The 22,663-nt window shown below is 48.3% G+C and carries 27 protein-coding genes; 12 read left to right on the plus strand and 15 right to left on the minus strand.

Annotated features, from left to right (window positions below):
• Window positions 1-361 precede the first annotated feature (361 nt).
• Entirely contained in the window at window positions 362-1,615 is a 1,254-nt protein-coding gene (locus NC980_RS00545; RefSeq protein WP_190378548.1) for an HhoA/HhoB/HtrA family serine endopeptidase, read from the plus strand.
• Between the two features lie 67 nt (window positions 1,616-1,682).
• Complete coding sequence (def, locus tag NC980_RS00550; protein ID WP_190378882.1) at window positions 1,683-2,219, plus strand: peptide deformylase; 537 nt, start codon at window positions 1,683-1,685, stop codon at window positions 2,217-2,219.
• Here the strand turns inward: def and NC980_RS00555 are convergent.
• Window positions 2,205-2,576, minus strand: coding sequence for a sulfite exporter TauE/SafE family protein (locus tag NC980_RS00555; protein WP_190378549.1), 372 nt, complete (start codon window positions 2,574-2,576; stop codon window positions 2,205-2,207). The genes def and NC980_RS00555 overlap by 15 nt on opposite strands.
• 148 nt (window positions 2,577-2,724) lie before the next feature.
• On the opposite strand from NC980_RS00555, the gene NC980_RS00560 reads away from it, so the two are divergent.
• The 4 genes from NC980_RS00560 to NC980_RS00575 are packed head-to-tail and all read left to right on the plus strand — an operon-like array spanning window position 2,725 to window position 5,552.
• Complete coding sequence (locus NC980_RS00560; RefSeq protein ID WP_190378550.1) at window positions 2,725-3,294, plus strand: hypothetical protein; 570 nt, start codon at window positions 2,725-2,727, stop codon at window positions 3,292-3,294.
• A 34-nt stretch (window positions 3,295-3,328) separates the two neighbouring features.
• On the plus strand, window positions 3,329-4,063 hold the full coding sequence (locus NC980_RS00565; RefSeq protein WP_190378551.1) for an ATP-binding cassette domain-containing protein: 735 nt from the start codon (window positions 3,329-3,331) through the stop codon (window positions 4,061-4,063).
• Window positions 4,051-4,677 carry an ABC transporter permease gene (locus NC980_RS00570; protein ID WP_190378552.1) on the plus strand — a complete coding sequence of 209 codons (627 nt, stop codon included), beginning with the start codon at window positions 4,051-4,053 and terminating at the stop codon, window positions 4,675-4,677. The genes NC980_RS00565 and NC980_RS00570 overlap by 13 nt, the downstream gene beginning before the upstream one ends.
• Entirely contained in the window at window positions 4,674-5,552 is an 879-nt protein-coding gene (locus tag NC980_RS00575) for a glycine betaine ABC transporter substrate-binding protein (RefSeq protein ID WP_190378553.1), read from the plus strand. The genes NC980_RS00570 and NC980_RS00575 overlap by 4 nt, the downstream gene beginning before the upstream one ends.
• A gap of 200 nt (window positions 5,553-5,752) precedes the next feature.
• Here the strand turns inward: NC980_RS00575 and NC980_RS00580 are convergent, their stop codons facing one another.
• The 10 genes from NC980_RS00580 to NC980_RS00625 all read right to left on the minus strand — a co-directional run bounded on the left by NC980_RS00580 (window position 5,753) and on the right by NC980_RS00625 (window position 13,303).
• A complete protein-coding gene (locus NC980_RS00580; protein ID WP_190378554.1) occupies window positions 5,753-6,508 on the minus strand; it encodes a phycobilisome rod-core linker polypeptide in 756 nt (251 codons plus the stop codon).
• Between the two features lie 124 nt (window positions 6,509-6,632).
• Window positions 6,633-7,382 (minus strand): phycobilisome rod-core linker polypeptide, encoded by a 750-nt coding sequence (locus NC980_RS00585; protein ID WP_190378555.1) that lies wholly within the window; start codon window positions 7,380-7,382, stop codon window positions 6,633-6,635.
• 36 nt (window positions 7,383-7,418) lie between these two features.
• Window positions 7,419-8,159, minus strand: a complete 741-nt coding sequence (locus NC980_RS00590) for a phycobilisome rod-core linker polypeptide (protein WP_190378556.1) — start codon at window positions 8,157-8,159, stop codon at window positions 7,419-7,421.
• 223 nt (window positions 8,160-8,382) lie between these two features.
• Window positions 8,383-9,225 carry a phycobilisome rod-core linker polypeptide gene (locus NC980_RS00595; RefSeq protein ID WP_190378557.1) on the minus strand — a complete coding sequence of 281 codons (843 nt, stop codon included), beginning with the start codon at window positions 9,223-9,225 and terminating at the stop codon, window positions 8,383-8,385.
• An 18-nt stretch (window positions 9,226-9,243) separates the two neighbouring features.
• A complete protein-coding gene (locus NC980_RS00600) occupies window positions 9,244-9,876 on the minus strand; it encodes a HEAT repeat domain-containing protein (protein WP_190378558.1) in 633 nt (210 codons plus the stop codon).
• Between the two features lie 70 nt (window positions 9,877-9,946).
• Window positions 9,947-10,780: a HEAT repeat domain-containing protein gene (locus tag NC980_RS00605; protein WP_190378559.1), complete on the minus strand. Its 834-nt coding sequence runs from the start codon at window positions 10,778-10,780 to the stop codon at window positions 9,947-9,949.
• A gap of 26 nt (window positions 10,781-10,806) precedes the next feature.
• The gene (locus tag NC980_RS00610) at window positions 10,807-11,064 is read right to left on the minus strand and encodes a phycobilisome linker polypeptide (protein ID WP_190378560.1); all 258 of its coding nucleotides are present in this window, start codon (window positions 11,062-11,064) and stop codon (window positions 10,807-10,809) included.
• Window positions 11,065-11,133: 69 nt separating this feature from the next.
• On the minus strand, window positions 11,134-11,997 hold the full coding sequence (locus NC980_RS00615) for a phycobilisome linker polypeptide (protein WP_190378561.1): 864 nt from the start codon (window positions 11,995-11,997) through the stop codon (window positions 11,134-11,136).
• Between the two features lie 192 nt (window positions 11,998-12,189).
• Window positions 12,190-12,678 carry a phycocyanin subunit alpha gene (gene cpcA / locus NC980_RS00620; protein WP_190378562.1) on the minus strand — a complete coding sequence of 163 codons (489 nt, stop codon included), beginning with the start codon at window positions 12,676-12,678 and terminating at the stop codon, window positions 12,190-12,192.
• Window positions 12,679-12,784: 106 nt separating this feature from the next.
• The gene (locus NC980_RS00625; protein WP_190378563.1) at window positions 12,785-13,303 is read right to left on the minus strand and encodes a phycocyanin subunit beta; all 519 of its coding nucleotides are present in this window, start codon (window positions 13,301-13,303) and stop codon (window positions 12,785-12,787) included.
• 676 nt (window positions 13,304-13,979) lie between these two features.
• On the opposite strand from NC980_RS00625, the gene serS reads away from it, so the two are divergent.
• On the plus strand, window positions 13,980-15,251 hold the full coding sequence (gene serS, locus NC980_RS00630) for a serine--tRNA ligase (RefSeq protein ID WP_190378564.1): 1,272 nt from the start codon (window positions 13,980-13,982) through the stop codon (window positions 15,249-15,251).
• A 365-nt stretch (window positions 15,252-15,616) separates the two neighbouring features.
• On the opposite strand, the gene NC980_RS00635 is transcribed toward serS, so the two are convergent.
• A complete protein-coding gene (locus tag NC980_RS00635; protein WP_190378565.1) occupies window positions 15,617-16,270 on the minus strand; it encodes a Uma2 family endonuclease in 654 nt (217 codons plus the stop codon).
• Between the two features lie 178 nt (window positions 16,271-16,448).
• On the opposite strand from NC980_RS00635, the gene rseP reads away from it, so the two are divergent.
• From rseP to rpsN, 3 genes are all read left to right on the plus strand, one after another.
• The gene (gene rseP, locus NC980_RS00640) at window positions 16,449-17,537 is read left to right on the plus strand and encodes an RIP metalloprotease RseP (RefSeq protein WP_190378566.1); all 1,089 of its coding nucleotides are present in this window, start codon (window positions 16,449-16,451) and stop codon (window positions 17,535-17,537) included.
• Complete coding sequence (gene nth / locus NC980_RS00645; protein WP_190378567.1) at window positions 17,534-18,232, plus strand: endonuclease III; 699 nt, start codon at window positions 17,534-17,536, stop codon at window positions 18,230-18,232. Before rseP ends, nth begins: the two co-directional genes overlap by 4 nt.
• Window positions 18,233-18,295: 63 nt before the next feature.
• Window positions 18,296-18,598 carry a 30S ribosomal protein S14 gene (gene rpsN / locus NC980_RS00650; protein WP_190378568.1) on the plus strand — a complete coding sequence of 101 codons (303 nt, stop codon included), beginning with the start codon at window positions 18,296-18,298 and terminating at the stop codon, window positions 18,596-18,598.
• A gap of 43 nt (window positions 18,599-18,641) precedes the next feature.
• On the opposite strand, the gene NC980_RS00655 is transcribed toward rpsN, so the two are convergent.
• A complete protein-coding gene (locus NC980_RS00655) occupies window positions 18,642-18,971 on the minus strand; it encodes a hypothetical protein (protein WP_190378569.1) in 330 nt (109 codons plus the stop codon).
• A 77-nt stretch (window positions 18,972-19,048) separates the two neighbouring features.
• Between NC980_RS00655 and aat the strand changes: the two genes are divergently transcribed.
• Window positions 19,049-19,627 carry a leucyl/phenylalanyl-tRNA--protein transferase gene (gene aat, locus NC980_RS00660; RefSeq protein ID WP_190378570.1) on the plus strand — a complete coding sequence of 193 codons (579 nt, stop codon included), beginning with the start codon at window positions 19,049-19,051 and terminating at the stop codon, window positions 19,625-19,627.
• An 87-nt stretch (window positions 19,628-19,714) separates the two neighbouring features.
• On the plus strand, window positions 19,715-21,133 hold the full coding sequence (locus NC980_RS00665; RefSeq protein ID WP_199298664.1) for a serine hydrolase: 1,419 nt from the start codon (window positions 19,715-19,717) through the stop codon (window positions 21,131-21,133).
• A 9-nt stretch (window positions 21,134-21,142) separates the two neighbouring features.
• Here the strand turns inward: NC980_RS00665 and NC980_RS00670 are convergent, their stop codons facing one another.
• Window positions 21,143-21,685: a Uma2 family endonuclease gene (locus tag NC980_RS00670; protein ID WP_190378571.1), complete on the minus strand. Its 543-nt coding sequence runs from the start codon at window positions 21,683-21,685 to the stop codon at window positions 21,143-21,145.
• Window positions 21,686-21,705: 20 nt separating this feature from the next.
• Window positions 21,706-22,515 carry a DUF3598 family protein gene (locus NC980_RS00675; protein WP_190378572.1) on the minus strand — a complete coding sequence of 270 codons (810 nt, stop codon included), beginning with the start codon at window positions 22,513-22,515 and terminating at the stop codon, window positions 21,706-21,708.
• Window positions 22,516-22,663: the final 148 nt, after the last annotated feature.

Genomic DNA, 22,663 nt, shown 5'->3' on the forward strand with positions numbered 1-22,663 from the left:
GTGGCGATCTGGACGGTATCATCGCTCGATCGACACCCAATAGATCAAAAACCTTAATTCGCTCTAGCAGCAACCTGCTCTTACCATTCATTCACCTGTGATTAACAAGATATCAACGTCAGTTGTCAACGCTGTGTGTTCCTCATGAAGTTGAAATGACAAATTTGGAGCCGTAAAACCCTAAAAAGTATGGAACAGTTGCAACCAAAACGCCGTTTGATCGTCACATGGGCTAATTACATTGGAAGTGTCTATCGCTCAGCGCGTTCTCATCTCGCGTCTTTTTCCTCAGAATAAGAGATAGATGAGCTTTTTAATTGACTAGGGACGCACCATTAAGGAGAAGGAGAATATATCACTGATGACGACATCTCGAAATACTTGGAAACAGTCTGCAATTTATTTCATGCTGCCTTTAGTTGGGGCGGGTACGGTGCTTGCAGGAAACCGTTTGCTCTCTGAAAACACCTTCTCGCCGCCTGCCATTGCTCAGACTAATACGGCTCAGACTAATACGGCTCAGACTAATACGATCGTGGCGCAAAATCGTACAGGCGCATTTGCAGCAACGACTGACCCGAATTTTATTGCAGCAGCGGTTGAGCGGGTAGGTCCTGCGGTTGTAAGAATCAATGCGTCTCGTACTGTGCAATCGCGAGTGCCCGAAGTTTTTAACGATCCCTTTTTCCGGCAGTTCTTTGGCGCGGATATTCCATCGACTCAACGCCGGGTAGAACGAGGAACCGGATCAGGGTTCATTATTAGCTCAGACGGGTTGATTTTAACCAATGCTCACGTTGTCAGTGGTGCGGATACCGTGAGTGTGACGATGAAAGACGGACGAGAATTGCGCGGTAAAGTTGTGGGGCAAGATTCGCTCACCGATGTGGCAGTCATTCGAGTGCAGGGGAGTAATCTACCGACCGTGGCGCTAGGCAATTCAGATACGCTGAAACCGGGAGAATGGGCGATCGCGATTGGCAATCCGCTCGGATTGGATAACACCGTGACGGCTGGAATTATTAGTGCGACGGGTCGATCGAGTTCGGAAGTGCGAGTTCCAGATAAGCGAGTCAACTTTATCCAGACCGATGCCGCGATTAATCCGGGGAATTCTGGCGGCCCGTTGTTGAATCAGCGCGGCGAAGTGGTCGGGATGAATACGGCGATTATTGGTGGCGCACAAGGGTTGGGATTTGCAGTTCCAATTAATACAGCGCAACGAATTTCGCAGCAGTTGATCACAAAAGGGCGCGTAGATCACCCCTATTTGGGAATTCAGATGCGGGGATTGACTCCGGAGTTGAGACAGCAAATCAACAGCGATCGGCAGGTTGGTTTCCGGGTGCAGGATGATCAGGGTGTTGTGATCTTCCGAGTTCAGCCGAATTCTCCGGCAGCAAGGAGTGGATTACGTGATGGTGATGTGATTAAGCGCATTAACGGGCAGGCTGTGACAAAGGCAGAGCAAGTGCAGCAAGCGGTCGAGAATGCGTCGATCGGGGGAACGCTGCAAGTCGAAGTTAACCGAAATGGTCGATCAACAACGGTGAGTGTTCAGCCGGGAGCATTTCCAACTCGAACCGCTCAGGGTGGCGGCAGCGACACACCCTAGTGCGTCAGTGAGTACGATAGAACTCCGGATGTTGAATTCGGAGTTCTTTGCATTTTTGGGGGTAAAAATGGGTGAGATTCTCGACATTATTGAGTTAGGGCATCCAGTTCTCAGAGAAAAGGCGCGATCGATTGAACCTATCCAAGACGATCGCATTCAAAGGTTGGTTGAGAATCTGATGGCAACGGTGCAGAAAGCGAACGGAGTGGGAATTGCTGCACCTCAAGTTGCAGAGTCTTATCAATTAATGATTGTGGCATCACGTCCCAATCTGCGTTACCCGAATGCGCCTTCGATGGAGCCGACCCCGATGATTAATCCAAAGATCTTGGCGCATTCAGATGAAATGGTGAAAGGTTGGGAAGGGTGTCTGAGCATTCCGGGAATTCGGGGAAACGTGCCGAGGTATCAAGCGATCGAAATTGAGTTTTACGATCGCTTCGGCAAGCGGCAAAAACTGGAAATGACCGATTTCGTGGCACGAATCTTTCAGCACGAATACGATCATTTTAATGGGATTGTGTTTCTTGATCGGGTTGCAAGCAATCACGATCTGGTAACAGAAAAGGAGTACCAAAAGAGACTGATATCAACGATAGAGTAGGTAACGCAATCCAATCACTAAGAGAAACACACCATAGAGTTTTTTCATCGTTTCTCCGCTAATAAAGGGTTGATTGGCAAATAGAGCACCAAAAAGGTTGCCAACTACAAGCCCGATCGCGATAATGACGGCGTATTTCCAGTTAAGATTACCGCTGCGCTGATAGACGATCGCGGCAAGAATTCCGATGGGTAAAATTTGGGCTGCAACTGAGGTTCCCGTGGCGAATTTTTGCTCCATCCCCAGCATTAGCACCATTGCGGGAACCATAATCGCTCCGCCTCCGATGCCAAACATCCCGCCTGCAATGCCTGCAATTAATCCAATGACTAAAAGCTGAACCAGTACGATCGACATGATTGAAGTCCTTCGTGTAAACCTGTTTGGATAGTACAGGATACGACTGTAAACCCTGGGCAAATCTGTCTTAGGAATTACATTGCTGTGATCTGGAGTTGTGCGATCGTGCGATGTAGAATCTTATGTTCAATCACAATTCATTCACATGAAACGACAGCTTCTTTCCATCACCGCAGCTTTCACCCTGGTGTTTAGCTTGTCTCAATCTGCTCATGCTTTACCAGGGGAAACGGTGCAAACCGTTAAGAATCGGGTCGCGAAACAATCAATGATGTCGCCGCTGAAGCGAGGGATTGCAGAACTCAGTGGCCTACCCTTTTACACGAGTGAAGGCAAGCTGCCGAACGGAACGATCGTGTTTTCGATGAGTCCCGATCGCCAAGATCAACGATCGCAAAAAGAAACGATCGCGCTTGGAACTGCACAATCATTTGCAGGATTTACTCGCGAGAATTTGGGATTGATTCAGCAGATGTTTAACACTGCGGTTTCGGAGGATTTTCGGCGATCGCAGTATGTAGCGCGAGTAGACTATACCGGAATTGAAAAGCGATTCTATCGTGGAAGAACATTTGCCTACAGGACTACAGAGTTTAAGCAGCCAAACCAGGGACGAAAGTTTTATCACTTTACAGTGTTATCGCTGAAGGACTTGAACGGTGAAATTCAATCCGAACGTCAATGTCGCCAGCAAAGTGCCTACGGTTGTGAGTAATGATGGGTGCAAGACCCTTAGAAGATGTTCATAAATGAGTGCCGTTGAATTCTGCCAAGTTTCTTACCAACTCAATCAAAAGCGGCTGATTTCAGATCTGAGCTTTACGATCTTTCCGGGAGAAACGATCGTGCTACTGGGTCGGAGCGGTTGCGGCAAAACGACAACCCTGAGATTGATCAATCATTTGCTCGTTCCGACAGCGGGAGAAGTGCGGGTAAATGGTCGATCGACCCTTGACTGGAATTCGATTCAACTGCGGCGGCAGATTGGCTATGTGATTCAAGAAGTTGGGCTGTTTCCGCATTTCACAGTGGCGCAGAATATTGCAGTGGTGCCCTCGCTTCAGAAATGGGAGCCGGATCGAATTCAGTCGCGTGTGATTGAGTTATTGGAACTGGTTGGATTAGAACCGCAACGGTTTAAGCATCGCTATCCGCATCAGCTATCCGGTGGACAACGACAGCGAGTCGGAGTTGCACGAGCGCTGGCGGCTGATCCACCGATATTATTAATGGATGAACCGTTTGGAGCATTAGATCCAATTACACGAGTAGAACTTCAGCGAGAATTTGCGCGATTGCAGCAGCAATTAGGAAAAACGATCGTCTTTGTGACGCATGATATTCAAGAGGCATTTAAGCTAGGAACGCGGATCGGATTGATGCAGGCAGGGCAATTAGTTGAATTAGGAACGCCCCAGGAATTTGCACGATCGACCCATCCCGAAGCCCAAGCTTTTATGAGCGTAACCGAATGGAATTCTTGAAGCGCTACGGCGATGAGATTTTAGAACGGCTTGGACAACATTTGTTTTTGGTCGGGGCCGCACTGTCGATTGCGATTCTGATGGGTATTCCGCTCGGAATTTTAGTAACACGCCGTCCAGCTTTAGGTAAACCGATTTTAGGATTTGCCAATGTGATGCAAACGGTTCCAAGTTTGGCGCTGTTTGGCTTTCTGCTGCCGATTCCGATTATTGGGGGAATTGGGGCGAGAACGGCGATCGTCGCGCTTGTGCTGTACTCATTACTTCCGATTATTCGGAATACAGTTGTCGGAATTAATAGCGTTGATCCGGCAGTCCGAGAAGCGGGGCGCGGAATGGGAATGAGCGATCGACAGTTACTCTTTCAAGTTGAACTTCCGTTAGCAATGGGTGTAATTTTGTCTGGTGTTCGAGTGGCAACCGTGATTGGGGTAGGATTGGCAACGATCGCATCGGCAATCGGCGCGGGAGGTTTAGGAGAATTTATTTTTCGGGGGGTTGCGATCGTTGATAATCAACTCATTCTCGCGGGTGCAGTTCCGGCAGCGATCGTAGCGCTGGGTGCAGATTGGGGTTTAGGTTGGATTGAGAGACGTTTGACGATTAGAAAATGAAAAGATTTCTAGCTTTAGGACTTTTAGCGATTTGTTTAATGGTGTCGATCGTCGCGTGTCAAGGCGGTGGCGATCGTGTGGTAATTGGCTCAAAAAATTTTACCGAGCAGATTATTTTAGGCGAAATTCTAGCGCAGCAAATCGAGCGCAAAACGAATATTAAGGTCGATCGTAAATTCAATTTAGGTGGAACATTTGTCTGTTTAACTGGAATTCAAAAAGGCGAACTCGATATCTATCCTGAATACACCGGAACTGCTTACACTGCAATTCTAAAACTAGGAGCAGAAAGCGATCCAAAGCAGACATTTGAAACCGTAAAAAGTCGATTTGAACGAGATTTCCAATTAACCTGGTCAAAGCCATTTGGATTTAATAACTCATTTGCAATGGTCATTCGTGGCGAAGATGCAAGAAAGCTGAAGATTCAAACCCTTTCACAAGCATCAGCTTATACGCCAAAATGGCGTGCGGGATTTGGGCCTGAATTCCTCAATCGTGAAGATGGATTCCCTGGACTAGCGAAGACTTATAACCTGAAATTTGAATCTCAACCGAAAGTAATGGATTTGGGATTGTTGTATCGATCGCTGCAAGATAAACAAGTCGATATCGTGGCGGGAAGCACAACTGATGGCTTACTTTCAACACTTGATCTAACAGTTCTAAAAGACGATAAACGTTATTTTCCACCGTATGAAGCGGCAGCAGTGGTTCGGCGCGATACGTTCCAAAAACATCCAGAACTCAGAGAAGTTTTAGATCAGCTTGGTGGTTTGATTTCTGATAAAACGATGCAGGAATTAAACTATCGAGTGGATGGAAAGAAAGAAGATGTAAAACAAGTGGTTCAGGAGTTTCTAAAATCTAAGTAGAGGCTTGAAAGATTTGTGTAGCTGTTAGCTGTAAGTCTGGAAAAGTTGGAGAAATGATGCGATCGTTGCTTAAGTCATGGCGATTGACCGATTGCGGCAACTTCATTCTAGAAACAAGTAGGCTCGACTCTCGACTCCAATCTGCTTAAAACAGACTGCAATCGAAAATCGAGCCTACAGCTAAACCACGATCGACGAAATTAACGACGGCTGCGGTTCGGCACTTTGCTCATGTAGTCTTCAGAAGTTACGACGCTGCCATAGTTCGATTTAGGCGCGATCGAGGCTGCCACACTGAGGAAGCGACGCGGATCACCTTCGGGCAAACGGCGTTCTTGAGAGCGCTTGGAGTAGTAGTTCTGCACCACAAACTGCCAATCGTTCTTCACAGTTCCCACCGTGTCGCGGAAGTCTTCGCCGTAACGCGGTGTGACCAAGTTAAACGGACGCGCCTCCATACGACGACGCTGATACGGAACAGTGTAGTCACCGAAAGTGTTGGTGTACTCTTCGCTGTCGAGCAAGGCATCAACGAATCCGTTGAATCCTTTGGTTCCGATAACGATCGACCAAGCAACCTCCTCGTTGCGGTCATAGGAATCCCGACCCAAGAACCGCTTGAGGCAGATTTGCACTAAGCGATAGTTGTTGTTTACTTCTACAACGGTGCTGTAGAAGCGCTCGGATTTTGCCAGTTCACGAATGAAATCGCGCACGGTGATTGCGCCGTTTCTCAGACGAGATTCGCAAGTCACTTGGCGGTTAAACTTCAGCGTTTCATGTTCGCTGAACACTTGACGATAGGTAGCCCAGATCAGAGCTTCCATATCCGTTGAAGAGCTTACATCTTCGATTCGATAGATGTAAGGAGTATCTTCGTTTTGGTCAGCAATGCCGAAATTTTTCACCCGATGGTTTTGGGTGGTCGGCTTGTAAGCTAACAATGGCAATGCCATGTCAGAATCTCCCTCGTAATATAAACGGCGGTAAATTTTGGATGGATTTTTATGATTAGAAATCCAAGTCGCGTGAAACCATTATCTCGCGTCTGGTGTCCGAAAGTAGTACCCTTGTGAGCATTTATCCAATCGAACCGTTCACCGCGAAAAACAGTAACAGGAAGAAAATCAAGCCCAACGTCGAAACGGAAACAGCCGTAACCGTTTTCCAGTCTGAGGTTGTGACGAATTTCTCCCAGTTGAATCGTTCAAACTGCTCAAACTGCGGTCTGAACTGTTGAACGAATTTCAGTTCGCCTTGTTTGGGGAGTCGGTCGCGATAATCGGCTCCATAGCGCGGCGTGAAGCTGTAAGGGCGTTCGGTTACTCGTTTGCGCTGATACGGAACGGTGTTGTCGTCAAACGCTTCGCTGTACTCCTCGCTATCGAGCAACGCATCTACGAACTTGCTCCAGCCCAACGTTGCGATTTGGATTGACCAGGCGATCGTTTCTTCTTTGTTGTAGGGCGATCGACCCAGTAACCGCTTTAAGCAGACTTCGACCAAGCGATAGTTATTGTTCGCTTCGACAACCAGACGGTAGAACCGTTCTGATTTTGCCAAGCCTCGAACAAAATCGCGGGCTGTGATCGATCTATTCTTCAGTTGAGTTTCCAGCGTAATCTGCCGATTAAACTGCAACGTTTCCTGCTCATTAAACACTTGCCGATAGGTTGCCCAGATCAGCGTGTCCATTTCAGCCGGAGTCGAACTGTCTTCGATGCGATAGAGATGCGGGCTATCTTCATTCAAATCAGCTTTGCCAAAGCTTTGGACGCGCTGATCCTGGGTCGTCGGTCTGTACTCTAACAATGGAAGCGTCGTACCCATAAGAACCTCCTTACTACGTCTGTTGAAACAGTATCGTTATCGCAACGGGAAGCTAGCACCAGTGCTAATCGAAGCCGGAGTGCTACCGACTAATTCGCGGGTCATGTCGGGAATCGCAATGTTCTCGGTGGAGACGGGTTTGTGTTCGACCATTTTGATGCTCAGCGATCGTGCTAAGTCGCGGAAGTTGTTGATGTCGCCCCACTTGTAGCGTCCGGCTTCTTCTTGATCGCGCCAGTAATCCGCATAGCTCGGTGTCACCAGGTTAAACGGACGACCTTTATAACGCCGACGCTGAGAGGGGACGGTGTTATCACCAAAAGCAGTGCTGTATTCTTCGCTATCGAGCAAGGCATCAACGAAACCACCCCAACCTAACGTGGCGATTTTGATCGACCATGCGATCGTTTCTTCGTTGTTGTAGGCTGAGCGACCGAGTAGGCGTTTTAGGGCGACATCAACTAGGCGATAGTTTGAGTTTTTATCGATCACGAGCGATCGGAATGTTTCAGACTTTGCCAATCCGCGTACAAAATCGCGAACGGTAATTGCCCGATTTTTTAGCTGGGATTCCAGATTGGTCTGACGGCTGCTTTTCAGGATGACGTGCTCACTGAACACTTGGCGGTAAGCTGCCCAAATCAGATCAGTGATATCCGTTTGATCGACACAATCTTCGAGCCGATAGATATAGGGAGTATCTTCGCCTGGAACTTCGTACCCATCGACTCGCTGATTCTGCGAGGAGGGCTTGTACTCAAGTAGAGGGATCGACATGGTAAATCAAGGGTAAAGAATTTATACGGGGTTCGCTGCGGTTGTGAATTCGGAGAAGTCCCCTAAATCCCCCACGAGTGGGGGACTTTGAATTGGAGTTTTGGCTCGAAATTCCCCAGAATGGGAGATTTAGGGGGCAGCAATCCGTTCATTCCGAAGCGGAAAGACTCATCGAGTTCAAGCTAGAAACGTTTCGCGATCGCACTTTCCCAAAAACTCTAAACTAAACTTTCGGAGTGTTGGGAAGATAGCTATACGGCAAATTAACCTTCGGACGGCTCACGGTCGGCTTCGTTACCGCAGCAGCTTCACGGCTTGAATCCGGTACTTGAACCGCGCTCGATGTTGCTCTTGCCACATGGCGTTGTGTATCGAGATGCGGTGTACTCATGCCTTGTGCCATGTTCAAGAACGTAAACGGAATCGCTTGACGAATCACTGTTCTATCCAAGTCGCCAGCATTGTAGCTGCGAACTTGATAGTAGGAGCGAGTCGCCAACTCACGTTCTAAAAGCCGATTGCGCCAGAAGTCGCTATAGCGGGGATTGCTCAAGTTAAACGGACGACCTTCTAAGCGACGGCGTTGATACGGCACAATGTCATCGCCAAAGTTCTCGCGGTATTCTTCGCTATCAACAATGTCGTCAATGAAACCATGTAAGCCTCTGGTGGCGATGACGATCGATTTTGCGATCTGTTCATCTTGACCATAAGAAGCTCGTCCCAGAAAGCGCTTCAGGGTGATATCAACTAAGCGATAGTTCGAGTTTGTGTCAGCAACTAATTCGCGATAAACGTCAGACTTACCCAACCCGCGCATGAAATCAGCAACGCTGATCCTACGGTTGCGTAATTGCGATTCTAGGTTGACCTGACGATGACTTTTGAGAATTAGTTGTTCCGCAAAAATCTGGCGATAGGCTGCCCAAATCAAACGATCGAGATCTTCCGCCGATCGTGCATCCGCAAGGCGATAAATCACTGGATCATCTTCATCAAGCACGTCGTAACCATTAACGCGCTGATTCTGTGTTTTTGGATTAATGTTTAGAAGTGGGATTGCCATTAGAGAAACCCAATAAGTTTAAGCAAGGTGTTGTTTCGCAAGTGTGGCTCTAGCCCGAACCGCACCATCAGGATCTGTTTGAGCAAGCTGATCGAGTTGATCGATCGCACTGGATCGATTGACTAAATCCGCAGAAGTAATCCAACTTTGTAGCCCCACGATCGCGGCATAGCGATTTGCCCAATCTGCATCCTGAGCAACCAACAATAGTGTTTTCAAAGCTTGAGACTGAGCTGATTCGCGTTCTGTGGGTTCAAGTTGTTGCCAGCGTAGTTGTCCCAATCCTTTAATAGCTGCTCGCCGGACGCTTGGTGCAAAGTCTGCTTCTGCCGCTTTGATCAATACGTCTAGGGCACGTGGGTCAGCGATCGCCGCTAACGCTCGTAAACTATAAGCCCTCGCCCCATAGTTATAGCCATCAATTTGCGCTAACAAGTCGGGCACTGCTTCTTCACCCAGCGCCACTAAACCAGAAACCGCCGCTAATGCTGCACCCGGATTGTTAAACCCAAGCGCGCGAATCAGCGTCGGTATGGCTGCGGTCGATCGTGCTTGCGCCAAAGCGCGAACGGCTCCAACCAATTTGGCAGGAGAGTCTGCTGCTTCGACCGCTTGAATCAGCGATTGAATTGTGGGATCAGTTGCAATCATAGAGTCCTCGTGAGGGGGCAATTTGGCGATCCAGGTTCGAGAGCTTCGCTCCCGAATCACCGCTTACCGTTCACAATAATTGATCCATGAGGGTCATGAGCTTGATGGCATCTGAAGAAAGCGGATCGCCCGTTTCCCGCAGATGATAATCAAGCAAGCCTTTACAAGACAGCAGCTTAAAGCTGTTTTCTACCGGAGCAGCGGCAATCGCGTCAGCCGCCGGAATATATCCGATCGCGCCCAAGTCTGCTAATGCCGATCGTCTCAGTTGCACATCATTCCCCTGTAGCGCTTGTACCAACTGCTCTCCGTAAACCGGATCGTGAGTAAGCTGATACATCGATCGCGCCGCAGCATACTGAACTCGTGCCACCGAATGATTGAGAAACGGACGAACGAGATCGATCGCTTCCGTTGCTCCTAATGCCCCCAACGCTTCTAGCACTGCCTCAACGGGCTGCACTAGATGTGGGCGATCTGGAACAAACTGTGCAACCTCGATTCCACCTTCAAGGAGCGTCATCAATTGAGGAACACAAGATGCATCACCGAGCAATCCCAGGGCTTGAGCCGCTGACTCCCGTACGTAAAAGTCATCACACTCAAGGCAGCGAGTCAGCCCAGGAACCGCTCGACGATCGTCTAATTTCCCCAATGCCCGTGCTGCATTGCGCCGCAACGGGTAGCCGCCCATTTCGGTGCGATCGTCTTCGTCTTCCAATGCCCGAATCAACGCATCGATCGCCCTCGAATCTTTGATCTGAAACTTCCCCAGCCACCAAGCCGCGTAGTACCGCAAACTTGTATCGGTATCGGATAAATTTGCGATCGCTTGCTCTACCGTTAACGGTTCGGCTCCGAGTGCTTCAGGTGACGATTCAAGATCGGGCGTAGATTCCAGCACGATAGTTCGATGAGGTTAAGGTTGACTTACTCTTGATTTGCAGATGTGTCTGCCTGTGTCAGCGGGGTGATGCTGACAATGCGACCGCCCAAGCGAGCAATCCGCTGCATCTCTTCGGTCATGCGGTTGTAGGGCACGGTGAGGAACACACTGCCGCTATTGCGAATTTGATAGTTGTTGCGATCGGTTTGATCGTTTTGGCGCAAGCCGACGACTTCATAACGAAACATTCGAGCGCCCGATTGAGTGGTTGCGGCGCTGCCAACGGCGGTTTGACCGAGCATGATTTGAAACTCCTTGTATTGCAAGTGAAAAATCGAGGACTAGACCACTAATCCTCGATTCAGCGGAATCTACGCGGGTGTAACGCTCACGATTCTTCCGCCAGTGCGGTGAATCTGTTGCATCTTCGGCAACAGTTGTTCATAAGGGAGCAGATAAGCGGTGCTGGAGCGACGCACTTTCGGATAGCCAGCACCTAAAATGCCAGCAACTTCGAGCCGATAGATCCGGCCACTTTCGCCATACGAACCGCCGAGTGCCTTCTTCGGTGCAATATCGCTGGAAGCGCTGAAGTGTGCCCAACCGCCACTTGATTGAGAGGGTTGCGCGATCGTCGAAGCTTCATTTCTTGCTAGGTTCCGTGCCAAGCGAGTGTTATTGCCACCCGCTTGAGAACGATCGCTGTTCGCATACCCACGATACAGCTTGAACAAGTTCGTAAAGCCGATGCTTCTCGCGCCAGTTTCATACTGGAAGCCCCGGTAGTACGGCACAACATTGTCGCCAAAGTTTGCTTCGTATTCTTCCGAGTCAATGTAAGAATCGATTTCAGCATCAAACCCTTGGTTTTGATAAATATCCAGGTGTTCAATCACTGCTGCTTCATCAAACGGAGCACGACCGAGCAAATGTTTGTGATTCAGTTCGATCGTTCTCGTTTGGAAGTTGTTATACAAAAACTTCTCTTTATATAGTTCTGATTTTGCGACGACGCGGACAAATTCTCTGACCGTAATTTTGCCGTTGCGTAACAGCGACTCTGCACCTGTTAATCGCTCAGACTTCATCAGGTAATCGTTGCCCAACACCTGACGATAAGTCGCACGAACCACTGCTTCTACATCACCTTCTGTCCAAGGATGGCGAAGTTCCACCTTGGGAGTTTCCTGGAAAGGCGCGGTTCCAAGCCGCCCCGCTGCTGCTGTAATAGCCATTGTATCGAGTTCTCCAAAGTCAACGGCGAACGTAATTCTACAGACTCAAACTGCGTCAGCGTTCAGCCATCAGGCTTATGAGCAATCCCGATCGCCGATCGCTAACCCGAATTTTGATAAAACAATGCCCGGAAGGGTAAACAATAGCCAGCATCTGCCAGCGAACCGCATACCTTTCCGGGCAAGGCGATGTTAGCTCAGAGCGTTGATCGCGTAGTCGATGTAAGCGTTCGCTTCAACCGAGGCTTGTCCGCCCAAACCATGGTTCGCTTTGATGTGCTTCAAAGCTTCAACGTACCAGCTGGGAGACAGATCGAAGGTGCTGTTGATTTCAGCCAAACCAGCAACGAGGTACTCGTCCATCGGACCCGTTCCACCAGCGACCAAGCAGTAGGTCACCATGCGGAGGTAGTAGCCGATGTCACGGGAGCATTTTGCTTTACCACGAGCATCTGCTGCGAAGTTGTTTCCTTGCATTTGGGTGGTGTAAGGAAACTTTTGGTAAACCGCATTTGCAGCACCGTCGGTCAACTTTTGAGCGTTGTTGGTCAAGGCACGTGCAGCTTCCATTGCAGCAGCAGCGCGCTCGAAGCGTCCATACACTTGGTGCATTTCAGCGTTGCTCAAGAAACGTCCTTGGGTATCAGCAGCAGCGATCGCTTCAGTAATCGGGGTCTTCATTGTTGGTCTCTCCCTTTGGGTTTATCGTTAAGAAAAAAGTAAAGTTTGGATTTTTGCTATTGTCCCGATGCAATCGGCAAATAGCAAAGGAGATTGCGCTAGAAATTTACGCAACTGCAGCAGCAGCGCGATCAAAGTAGCTAGCCAATTCAGACATCAGCGAGCTGCAGTCACCCTTGGTGATCCCGTTGGGGTCATTCGCAATTGCGATCGCAGCGTCTTTCATCTTGCCAACACCAGCAGCAACGGAGCCACCAGGAACGCCCAATGCTTGGTAGGTCTCACGCAGACCGTTCAAGCAGCGATCGTCGAGAACACTAGCATCACCAGCGATGGCTGCATAGGTTACATAGCGCAAGATAATTTCCATGTCGCGCAGACAAGCAGCCATGCGACGGTTGGTGTAAGCGTTACCGCCAGGTGCGATGAGTTGGGGTTGCTCTTCAAACAATGCGCGAGCTGCGTTAGCAACGATGGTGGAAGCATTGCTGGTGACGCGGTTAACAACGTCCAAGCGCTTGTTGCCGTCACGAACCATTGCGGTCAGGGCATCGAGTTGACCAGCGCTCAGGAATTCGCCTTTAGCGTCAGCCTGAGAGACCACCTTTGCGAATGCATCTAACATTGGAATTCTCCTAAAAACTGGGTATGAGTTCGATTTGGTTCAGAACTGGAAGGTGTTTCTGAAGCCATTTGGAGGGTTGATGGACTTGGGGGAATACAACGCCACGCTCTGAATTAAGAACGCTCCTCAAAAACTCGATATGTTGAGTTTTGTTAGAAATCTGAGAGACTGTCACATTTCTATGAGAAAGTGCGAACCCTATTTCAGATGGTGTTTTAAGCGGGTTTGTTTTGTTGTTTTCCCCTTCGATTTCCTTTTATACAATGCTGTAGCGTCTGATTTTGTTACAAGTTATTGATTTGTATCACGCCCAACGAATTATTTGACGAAAGTGTTGCTAAATCAGGGATTTCACGGAATCAAGGCTAAGATTTACTTGATTTGCTGAGAAGATTTAACCGATGAGTGTGTAGTTTGTTTAAGTTAATTATTTCTTAAGATTTCCAGAACTGGCTTACTGATTGATTTGTAAAACTTTTCAGAGATAGAAGCAAAACTCAAGCTTGTAACAAATGATTGAGATATTTATCGAGATATTAGTTTCGCTTTGTTAAGACTGATTTGATGCATAAGGCTACGATCGCACTCCGGCTTCTCCGATTCATCTCTACAATGTCGATGTATCCTGATTGTTGGGCGTTTTTGCCCGGAAAATTATCGTTTTGGAAGTTGTATTGTGCTTGACCTGAAGCTAATTCGTGAAAATCCTGACCTTGTGCAAACCAAGCTGAATCAGCGCGGGGGTAGCTATGACATTTCTGCGATCGTTTCGCTCGATCAGCAGCGTCGCGAGTTAGAGGTTGAGCGATCGCAACTCCAAGCCCGCAGCAACGAAATCGGGAAGCTGGTTGGTCAGATGATGAAGGCTGATCCGAAAAATCCAGAAGTTCAGCCTCTGCGCGAAGAAGGAAATGCACTGAAGGCAAAATTGAGCGAGTTAGAGCCGCGAGAAAAAGAAATTCGCGATCAGATTGAAACGCTATTGTTGACGTTTCCGAATTTGCCGAGTGAGACGACACCGATCGGCAAAGACGAAACCGAGAACGTGGAAGTGAAGCGATGGGGCGATGAGTTTAAGCCCGCGATCGAAGTTCTACCCCATTACGAGATTGCTGAAAAGCTTGGAATTTTCAACACAGAACGGGCAACCAAAATTGCTCAGAGCCGATTTGTAATTCTGATGGGTGCGGGTGCGGCGTTAGAGCGGGCATTGATTCAACTTATGTTGGATCAGCAAATTGCTGCGGGTTACGTGGAAGTGCTACCTCCGGTGTTGATTAATTCTCGATCGATGACTGCAACCGGGCAGTTACCCAAATTTGCCGAAGAAAGCTTCAAATGTTCTGACGATGATTTGTGGTTAGCTCCGACTGCCGAAGTTCCGGTGACAAATCTATACCGAGATGAGATCATTCCTGCCGAACAATTACCAATTCATCACTGTGCTTATACGCCTTGTTTTCGTCGTGAGGCAGGCAGCTATGGCAGAGATACACGCGGCTTAATTCGACTGCATCAGTTCAATAAAGTTGAGTTAGTAAAGCTAGTGCATCCTGAAACTTCCGAGCAGGAACATCAAAGCTTAGTGCGAAATGCAGAAGCGATTTTAGAAGTGCTGAAACTGCCATATCGCACGATCGAGCTTTGCACCGGAGATTTAGGCTTCGGTGCAGCAAAATGTTATGACCTTGAAGTCTGGCTACCATCAGCGGGAACATACCGCGAAATCTCAAGCTGCTCGAATTTTATGGACTTCCAAGCGCGTCGGGGCAATATTCGATTTAAGGGAGCGGGGCAGAAAGGAACACAATTTGTGCATACGCTGAATGGATCGGGATTGGCAATCGGACGAACGATGGCAGCAATTTTAGAAAACTATCAGCAAGCGGATGGAACAGTGAAAGTTCCGGAGGCATTGCAGCCTTATTTGGGTCGTGAAGTGCTGTAAAAAATGGAGATTGTGCGATCGTTTTGTCCAGCGATCGTGTTTCAACATACAACTATTCTCTAAAAGGTGTAAACGTTCCTATTGCAGACTGGAACGTTCACACTTTTTGCACGAATTTCCATGCTTTAAGCGAGAACTTTCACGTTGAGAGCAAGAACTTTCATCAATTGAACTAGAACGTTCACACTTTTTGCAGGAACGATCGTGCGTTGAGGTGGAATAATGCGATCGAGAGGGGGAAGGATTACGTTTCGAGTTGGAATTGGGATTTTTTGTTGTATTCAAGGCTGGTATTTTCAGATCATGCAACAACACGATCGCTCCTCCAATAACTCCAAAGCGAAGAGAACGATCACACTCCAAACTCAACTCATCTCAGACTGAAACTGATTCATCAGCCAAGCACTCACCTTGCCGTGATTCATCTCCCGACTGCGGCGAAAGGCTTCTTCCAAGACCGCAATTTCTAAACCGGGTAGAACGATCGAACAGTCAATCCGCCGACTTCCACGATCGGCAACCGCAAATGCCCAAATACTCGCATTCTGCACATCAATAATCCAGTATTCCTTCACGCCTAACGATTCGTAGAGCAAGCGTTTTTCACCGCGATCGTCGGCCAAAGAGGAGTACGCAACTTCAATTACCAAATCTGGAGCAGGATACCGATCCAGATCGATGATCGTCGCTTCCCAGGGTACAATCTCTGCATTTTCACCCACGTAGAACGACACATCGGGCTGAACTTCAGCGCACCCAGTTTTGCGATAGGTGCAATTATCATGACCATCAATATCAAGACCTAGAATCCCGGTGAAAATTGATATAGCAGCAATCACAATGTAGTGATCACGAGAATGCGGATTACCCAGTGCTGCCATTTCTTCGAGCCTCATTCGTCCGTTGTAATAGTAAGCCTTAACCTTGGCATAGGCAGGAGTCTCAGTGATTCGGATAAACTCTTCCCAAGACATCGAAATCCAGGCTTCCAGCTGCACCTGAGTATTTAGCTGACTCATGAGACTTTTCCTTGTACGAGTTGGCTTTATTGTAGTTCAGAAGCTCAATTCACCCGGATACAGTAACGATCGTGAACTACTCCTTTCTACCGATTTGTGCCGTGAAGATTCGTAACGGCAAGACGAAACCTCTAGAATAAGAAAAACGTTCTTCATCGAGCCTTAACTTTTACTGCTTATGTCTGTTCTGGCGGTTATTCTTCTTCTGGCAGTTCTGATCTTTGTACATGAACTCGGTCATTTCCTGGCGGCAAGGCTTCAGGGAATTTATGCAAATCGCTTTTCGATCGGCTTTGGCCCGATCTTGCTGAGATATCAGGGTGAACAAACCGAATACGCCCTTCGCGCCCTGCCGCTTGGGGGTTTTGTTGGATTCCCTGACGATGACCCAGAAAGTACGATTCCGCCAGATGACCCGAATTTGTTAAAAAATCGTCCGGTACTCGATCGCGCGATCGTCATCAGCGCTGGCGTAATCGCGAATCTGATATTTGCTTACTTTATCTTGGTCGGACAAATGGCATTCGTCGGACTGCCCGCAATTGAGTACAATCCCGGTGTGATTGTGCCAGAAGCGATCGCGGAAGGTGTCGCTGCTCAATCAGGCATCCAAAACGGAGATGTTGTCGTTGGGATTAACGGCAAATCGCTCGGTGCATCTGATGCTGCGATGAATACGCTCAGACAAACGATCGAGACGAGCCCCGGAAAACCGTTGCAGTTGTCGATCGAGCGCAAAGGGCAGCCTGTGACGGTTAATGTTACGCCACAAGACGACAACGGCAAAGGCAAGATCGGAGTCAAATTGCAGCCGCACTTTAAAACTCAACCAAATGGAAAAATCGTTTACTACAAACGCGCCAGTAACCCAATTGCAGTTTTCACGATGGCGGCAAACGAGTTTCAGCGAATTGTTGTCTTGACGGTGCAAGGCTTTGGGCAACTGATTAGCAATTTTGGTAACACTGCAAATCAAGTGGCTGGACCAGTTGCGATCGTGGCAACAGGTGCAAGAATCGCTAAAACTGACTTTGCTAGCTTGTTCAACTTCACAGCATTAATCAGCATCAACTTAGCGATTATCAACATCCTGCCGCTTCCCGCACTTGATGGCGGACAACTTGCATTCCTGTTGGTAGAAGGTCTTCGCGGTAAACCTGTTCCGTCTGGCATTCAGGACGGCGTGATGCAGACCGGATTAATGCTATTACTGGGATTAGGCGTTTTTCTGATCATCCGTGACACGGTGAATCTCATTCCACAGTGACAACTAGACGACTTTCTGCAACCAAACAACGTGCATTAGAGATCTTGATACGACTGAAAAAGCTTTATCCAGAAGCTCCTTGCACGTTGGATTATGACACTCCAGTTCAATTAATGGTGGCAACGATCCTGGCGGCTCAATGCACCGATGAACGAGTCAATACCGTCACGCCTGCCTTGTTCCGCCGCTTTCCCGATGCGGCGGCTTTGGCAGGCGCTGATCTTTCTGAGCTTGAAGAATTAGTACGATCAACCGGCTTCTACCGCAACAAAGCCAAAAATATTCAGGCGGCTTGTTGCATCATCATGGAAAAGTATGGCGGGGAAGTGCCGCGATCGATGGAAGACCTCACCAGTCTCCCTGGTGTTGCCCGTAAAACTGCAAATGTCGTTTCGGCTCATGCGTTTGGCGTGAACTTGGGGGTTACAGTCGATACGCACGTCAAGCGATTATCGTATCGATTAGGTTTAACCAAGAACACCGAGCCTGTGAAGGTTGAGCGGGATTTGATGAAGCTCTTACCGCAACCGGACTGGGAAAACTGGTCGATTCGGTTGGTATATCACGGTCGGGCTGTATGTAACGCTCGGAATCCACAGTGCGATTGTTGTGTTCTCGCTGATCTTTGCCCGTCCGCCCCTCTCGCCGCTCTGCCAGCAAAGAAAAGCCTGAAGGAATCTCGCACAACCTCGTAGAAAGCTGCAGTTTTTGAGTAGAATCAAAAATAGTGTCTTTTATCAGAAGGTCAAACATCATTCATGGCTAAGAAAAGCATGATTGAGCGTGAGAGAAAGCGCGAACGCACCGTCGAGAAGTACGCAGAAAAGCGTGCGGCTCTGAAGGAACAGTTTGCGGCTGCCACGACTCAAACCGAAAAGCTAGAAATTCATCGCAAAATTCAACAGCTCCCACGCAATAGCGCAAGAGTCCGGGTACGAAATCGCTGCTGGGCAACCGGTCGTCCGAGAGCTGTGTACCGTGACTTTGGACTGTCACGGCACTGTATTCGGGAAATGGCACACGCTGGATTACTGCCTGGCGTAGTGAAATCAAGCTGGTAAAAAGATTTTGGATTTTGGATTAATCAATCTAAAATCCAAAATCTCACTGTCCACAACAGCGATCGACCCCTAAACTCTCCATGAGTAAATCGCTCACGGCATTAGCGATCGCGAATTCTCCATAAAAACTGTCAGAAAAGTCGAACGATTGCATCTCTGCAATAATCGCAATTACTAGCGACCCCAAATCGTTTTCGTCTTCCATGCGGTGGCGCTTGTAGATTTGGGCCGCCCGTTCTGCAATTCTTCGGTTGGCGGGTTCTGGGAGAAATTCCTCATCGAGCCACCGCAGCAATTTTTGTTCAAGCCAAACCGCTTCTTGCTCCGGATGCTTCGCGGGCGGTAACGTAATCGGTGGGATGGGTTCAATCATGCTACTTTCCCCCAAACAAGGCTATTCAAACTATATCGTTTCAGTATCCCTGTTACAACGCCTTTCGGAGCTAGGTTATGCGAATTGATGTGCCTTCGATTCTTGAAGGTTACGCTCAAGGTTATTTCTTGATGTCGAATGAGTCAGGTAAAGATTTAGCCTGGTATACCAGTCGTGAACGAACTTTGATTCCTCTAGATGAGCGGTTTCAATATCCCAAATCGCTACGACGGGTATTGAATCAAAATCGATTTACCGTGGCAATTAATCAAGCGTTTGAGGCGGTAGTCGAGGGTTGTGCCGATCGTGAATCAACCTGGATCTCAGATGACCTCAAGGAAATTTACTGGACGTTGCATCAAGCAGGCTGGGCGCATAGCTTTGAAACCTGGCAAGACGATCAGCTTGCGGGTGGTATTTTGGGATTGTCGCTGCGGGGAGCGTTTATTGGGGAATCGATGTTCTTTCGGATCCCGGACGGCTCGAAAGTGGCGATGGTGAAGCTGGTGGAACATTTACGATCGCGCAATTTCGTTCTATTTGATGCGCAGATGATGAATCCGCACTTAGAGCGGTTTGGCGCTTATGTCATCAACAATCGCGATTATCGAGATTTGTTGCGGCAGGCATTGGAGCGAGATTGCTCGATCATATGATCGGATGATGCACGATCGCTTGAGCTAACACGCCAAAATCTTCTCTAATGTGGTCGTGGTCATGTGAATCGAATTGGTAGACGATCAATGATCAAATCTTCTGTTCCTTGGATCGCTTTAGCTCTAGCAGGTGCGGGGGTTGGACTGATGCAACTGAGATCACTCGCTCAAGCAAAACTACCTCAATCTGATTTATCCGTTGACGCAGTGCAACTCATTCTGCAACGCCGCATTGACCAGGAAAAACAAAGTCTGGGCATCGTCGTCGGACTGATTACACCTGAAGGACGCAAAATTGTTAGTCATGGACGATTGGCGCAATCAGATTCTCGCAAGCCTGATGGGAATACAGTTTTTGAAATTGGCTCGATTAGCAAGGTGTTTACGGCGCTCTTGTTAGCAGACTGCGTAGAGCGGGGAGAACTCAGGCTGAGCGATCCAATCTCAAGGTTTCTGCCCAAATCTGTTCGCGTTCCTCACCGGAACGGAAAGGAAATTACGCTAATCGATCTCGCTACACATACCTCTGGATTGCCTAGACTGCCGGATAATTTCAATCCACAAGACCCCGAAAATCCTTACGCAGATTACACCGTTGAGCAACTGCATGAATTCTTATCCAGGCATCAATTAACCAGAGATATCGGAACGAAGTACGAATACTCGAATCTAGGATTTGGCTTGCTCGGACAGATCCTCAGCTTAGAGTCTGGAATGAACTACGAAACGCTTGTGACAACGCGAATTGCTCAGCCGCTAAAGATGGAAAGCACTCAGATTCAGTTATCTTCAGAGCTGCGATCGCGCCTCGCAACAGGACATACTTCAACAGGTCAGCCTACTAAAAGCTGGGATTTTCCAACCTTGGCAGGGGCAGGAGCATTACGCTCTACAACTCAGGATCTCTTAGATTTCCTGGCAGCAAATCTGGGCTTAATCGAGTCTAATCTCGTGCCTGCGATGCAGCGGACGCAGGTCGCTCAGCGTCCAACTGGAACACCTGATTTAGACATCGGCTTGGGTTGGCATATTTTCCGAAAGTACGGTAGAGAAATTGTTTGGCATAACGGTGGAACAGGGGGCTATCGCAGCTTTATTGGCTTGGATAAAAAGAAGCGATTGGGAGTCGTAGTTTTGTCAAATTCCAGTAACAGTATTGATGATATCGGACTGCATCTTCTGGAGAAGCAGTTTCCGCTAATGAAGCATGAGCCACCAAAAGAGCGAAAAGCGATCGTTGTCAATCCCAAGCTGTATGAACCTTATGTAGGACGCTATGAACTTTCTCCGAACTTTATTCTGACAATTACTAAAGAAGGCGATCGCCTCTTCGCCCAGGCGACGGGTCAGCCTATGATAGAACTTTTCCCTGAGTCAGAAACCCGCTTTTTTACCAAAGAAGTCGATGCTCAGATTACGTTCATCAAAGATCAACAAGGCCAGGTAACGCAATTAATTCTGCATCAAGCTGGACAGGATAGTGCTGCTAAGCGGCTTCGTTCATGAGTCGAGCGTTTAATCGAACTGCGGCGACCAGAGATCTTCGACTTTGGCTTCCCAACCCGGAAGAAGATCGGGGACTGTGATTGTGTCGCCGTTGTGAAGAACGATCGGATCTTCTCCACTACGACGAATTTCGACCCACTCTTGCTCTGGATTGATTAGAATACCGACTCTGGTTCCCAGCTCAAGAAATTCATCAATTTTGGTTCTGAGTTTGGTAATGCTGTCGCTGGGTGATTTAACTTCAACCACCAAATCGGGAGCAAGTTCGGCAAAGCTTCGGGGACTGCGGCGTAATCGTTCTGCTTGCACAAAGGAAACATCAGGCGCACGAGTATCAGAGTTCGGTAAGACGAAACCAGCGCTAGAAGCAGTCACTCTACCCATTTTTCTGGGTCTAACCCAGTTTCCTAACTGTCGAATCATTTCTGCTGTGACTTCATCTGATTCATACCCCGATGGACTCATGACAATAATCTCTCCATTCACTAGCTCCATTCGATAGTCTGGACACTGCGTTTGGAGTATTTCTAAATCCTTAACTGTAAGTGCCATAAAGTGGTTGGATTGTTGGATTATGAGTCAATTTTATGCTCTGTCACTAATGTAAGGCTAACCCATTCACCTTTATCGCTATAGCTGCGGATTAAGCGCTGCCTCAGATTTGGCTGTAGAAGCCAGCCGACTTCAAGCACGAAAGGCTGACGAGGTTGAATTTCTAACGGACAGTTGGATGAAGCTCCATTCGGAAGCAGCAAAATTTGAACACCTCGATCGAATCTCAATCGCGATCCTTCAATTTGAGCACTGGTGACGATTGTGCGTCCGAAGTTCAGTTCTTGATGTAGACGTTCACCTTCGCGCCAAATTTTCAAAGCAGTGGTGTACGAGTCGGGCGATCGCCAATCTGGATAAATGGTCGTCGCTTCTCCCTTCCATTCCCCGATCAAATCTTCAACTTGAAGGGGTGGACGTTCTAGTGTTTCTGAACCGGATAATTTTTCTCGAATTAAGGTGAGTCCGGTGAGCTTACCTTGTTTGTCGAATAGTTGAACGAGGCGGAGGCGGCGATCGTCATGAATTAATCCCAACTCTGCACCAAACTCCGAGAACGGCGCAAACTGAATCGTACCTTGAGAAAATGCGCCGTTGTCGAACAGCAGAATATTGCGACCGAGTGAACTGTACTCTAGAACTTTCTCGCTGATGGGCTGATTTGCTGGAGCGAGACGAACAATCTGACGCATGGTTTGATTGTGATTGAGTCCGGTGAAAGACACGATCGAAGGGGTATCTTCTAAAACTTCCCCAGCGGGTGAAAGCCGTGTAAACGAGCCTTCCCATGTGCCTAAATTCTCCAGCAAACAATCCCATTGAGATTTCATAGCGGTGCAAATTCGAGTTGATTGAAGGTTCGATCGTCTCACAAACTGCTTGATTCTGCGACAAGTCAGTGCGGACGCTAACTTGAGCAACGGGATCACCTTCGATCTCAATGGCGCTGTTTTGCCATGCGATCGCCCAAGCAGTAAT

This window comes from Leptolyngbya sp. AS-A5 (genome assembly GCF_039962495.1).
Lineage (GTDB): Bacteria > Cyanobacteriota > Cyanobacteriia > Leptolyngbyales > Leptolyngbyaceae > Leptolyngbya.